The sequence below is a fragment of the Myxacorys sp. genome (assembly GCF_059501405.1).
On sequence record NZ_JCACCM010000052.1, the window covers coordinates 1 to 2,652 of the forward strand.

Genomic DNA, 2,652 nt, shown 5'->3' on the forward strand with positions numbered 1-2,652 from the left:
TTCGATTGTCCCTTACTCGACCCACTGACAAAACAGGTTTCCTAAAGTTGCACTAAGGAATAGCGTATCGATAACATGATCATCCAAATCAATTAGCTTCAGCCATGCTAGCGTCAAGCATTTGCCACGTCATCTCCTGACCTGCCCGTAAGGGCACAAGTCCAGATTCAGTAAATGAAATTTCATCGGGAACGCGCCAGGTCGTTCTGGCCAAAGTAATCTGTTCGGTATTGCGCGGGAGTTGATAAAAATCTGGTCCATAGAAACTGGCGAAAGCTTCAAGTTTATCGAGTGCATCAACGCTCTCAAAAGCTTCTGCATATAACTCCATAGCATGCAGAGCCGAATAGCAACCCGCACAGCCACAGGAACTTTCTTTGCCATTGCGGGGATGGGGAGCGCTATCGGTGCCAAGAAAAAACTTAGGATTACCAGAGGCTGCCGCTTGCAAAAGAGCCAGGCGATGCTCCTCACGTTTCAAAATGGGCAGGCAGTAAAAATGGGGGCGAATGCCACCTTGAAATAGGATATTGCGGTTAAACAATAGATGTTGTGGCGTGATCGTCGCAGCGATATTGTTGGTAGACAGGACATACTGCACAGCATCTGAGGTAGTAACGTGTTCAAGCACCACGCGCAGGTTGGGAAATCGCTGATTGAGGGGGATCAAATGTCGCTCGATAAACACTTTCTCGCGGTCGAACATATCAACATCTTGATCGGTCACTTCCCCATGCAGGAGTAAAGGCATGTCTACCTGCTGCATCGCTTCAAAGACGCGATCGCACTGACGAATGTCCGTCACACCCAAGTCTGAGTTGGTCGTTGCACCGGCTGGGTAGTACTTTACCGCTTTGACAAACTGGGATTCTTTGGCAGCGGTAATTTCTTCGGGGCTGGTGTTGTCGGTGAGGTAGAGCGTCATCAGTGGTTCAAACCGTTTGCCATCTGGAATGGCTGCAAGGATGCGATCGCGATAGGCCGCAGCATCAGCTACCGAGCGTACTGGGGGCTTCAAGTTCGGCATGATAATCGCGCGGGCAAACTGACGCACAGTGTGGGGCAGAACTGCTTTCAGCGCCGCACCGTCGCGTAGATGCAGATGCCAGTCGTCAGGTCGGGTAATCGTAAGCTTTTTCATCTTTCAATTATAAAACTGCGAGTGCTTTAGCTCGACTTTATCCATTCAGTCAGTAGAAAAGGTAGCAAAATCAGAACAAGGATATTAAATGGGTTCTGATGCAGATGCTACCGGAAGACTTTTTAAGCTTGCTGCTACCGTTTGCTGCCCTATTTTTCAAGCGGGTGTGGCGAAGTGTTTTAGTTCTAGTTGTGGGTGCAATTCTAGCACCGGGAAAACGCACGGTCAGCGCAATTTCGCGGGTGATTATTAGATGACAATGAAGCTGGCGGTGAAGTCAGGAAGATTGGCGAGGTATTTCATTCACCCACCGGATGATCGCGAAAAGCTCGCCTGACTCAATGAGTCAAGGAGCAGCATCAAAAAGACACCCTGGAAGAGTTCCATCGGTACATGGAGACTCGCAGGGTGTCTGGAAAAATCAAAACATATCAAACTCAAGTGTATATGAGGGCACGAGAAAAAGGCTTCACTCAAGTGGAAGCCGCAGAGTTGTCTGGCTTTTCAGCCCGAACTGGGCAACGAATTGAAGCAGGCGAGCAGCAACCAAATCGAGGACGAGTGCGTGATTGGAGAAGTACGCCTGACCCGCTGGCTGAGGTTTGGGAGTCTGAGTTGAAGCCAATGCTCAAAGCCAGTCCTGGTCTTCAACCGATGACCTTGTTTGAATGGCTGCAAGAACGCTATCCCGGCCAGTACCCGCAAGTACTTCGCACCCTGCAACGGCGGGTTGCCGCCTGGAAAGCCTTACATGGTGATAGCAAAGAGATTATGTTTGAGTTGCGGCATGACCCGGGGATGATGGGCTTGTCCAACTTCACGGAACTCAAAGGAATTGAGATTACCATTGCCGGCAAACCGTTTGAGCATTTGTTGTACCATTACCGATTGGCCTACAGTGGGTGGCAGTACGCTCAAATCATTTAAGGCGGAGAAAGCTTTATTGCGTTATCTGAAGGGTTGCAGAATGCGCTGTTTTTGTGTGGAGGCGTGCCGAAGCAACATCGCACTGATAGTTTGAGTGCGGCATGTCGCAACATGGGTGGGGTACGAAACAAACCGCTCACTCGTCTGTATGATGACTTGTGCAGTCATTATCGACTGCAACCGGTTATGTCGCAAAAACCGAGTCGTGTAAGGTAAGCAGGACGATACTCTCCTTCTTGCCCTCCGATGTCTACTGCTTCTCCCTTCAAATGGCGGCATTTTTTGCCCGAAATCATCCTGCCCAATGTGCGGTGGTATTGCCGCTATGCTTTGAGCTGTAGCTTCGCTTCCCCAAGGGGTGCGAGATTTAGAGGAGATGATGCAGGAACGAGGAGTGGAGGCAGACCACTCAACGATGGCTTCGCCACGACATAGGCAAACAACCGATGGGTGCTGAAGTATGCCCCGGAACTCGATAAACGCATTCGACCTCATCTGAAGCCAACGAATGATTCCTGGCGCGTAGACGAAACGGCGTTGCATAATGGAGAGATGGATAAGGTGATTCTCTGCAGTGCCCGGAA

The 2,652-nt window shown here is 50.1% G+C and carries 2 protein-coding genes and 2 pseudogenes; 3 read left to right on the plus strand and 1 reads right to left on the minus strand.

Features of this window, described 5'->3' with window-relative positions; all coding sequences use genetic code 11:
- Nucleotides 1–88: 88 nt before the first annotated feature.
- The gene (pyrC, locus tag AC5I6P_RS05130; RefSeq protein WP_495692683.1) at nt 89–1,141 is read right to left on the minus strand and encodes a dihydroorotase; all 1,053 of its coding nucleotides are present in this window, start codon (nt 1,139–1,141) and stop codon (nt 89–91) included.
- Between the two features lie 98 nt (nt 1,142–1,239).
- Here pyrC and AC5I6P_RS05135 point away from each other — a divergent pair, with 98 nt between their 5' ends.
- The 3 genes and pseudogenes from AC5I6P_RS05135 to AC5I6P_RS05145 form a co-directional block, all read left to right on the plus strand.
- Nucleotides 1,240–1,398, plus strand: a complete 159-nt coding sequence (locus tag AC5I6P_RS05135; RefSeq protein WP_495692684.1) for a hypothetical protein — start codon at nt 1,240–1,242, stop codon at nt 1,396–1,398.
- A 136-nt stretch (nt 1,399–1,534) separates the two neighbouring features.
- Nucleotides 1,535–2,266 (plus strand): annotated as a pseudogene (locus AC5I6P_RS05140) (IS21 family transposase); the annotation flags it as partial.
- 48 nt (nt 2,267–2,314) lie between these two features.
- Nucleotides 2,315–2,652: pseudogene (locus AC5I6P_RS05145) on the plus strand (transposase domain-containing protein); the annotation flags it as partial.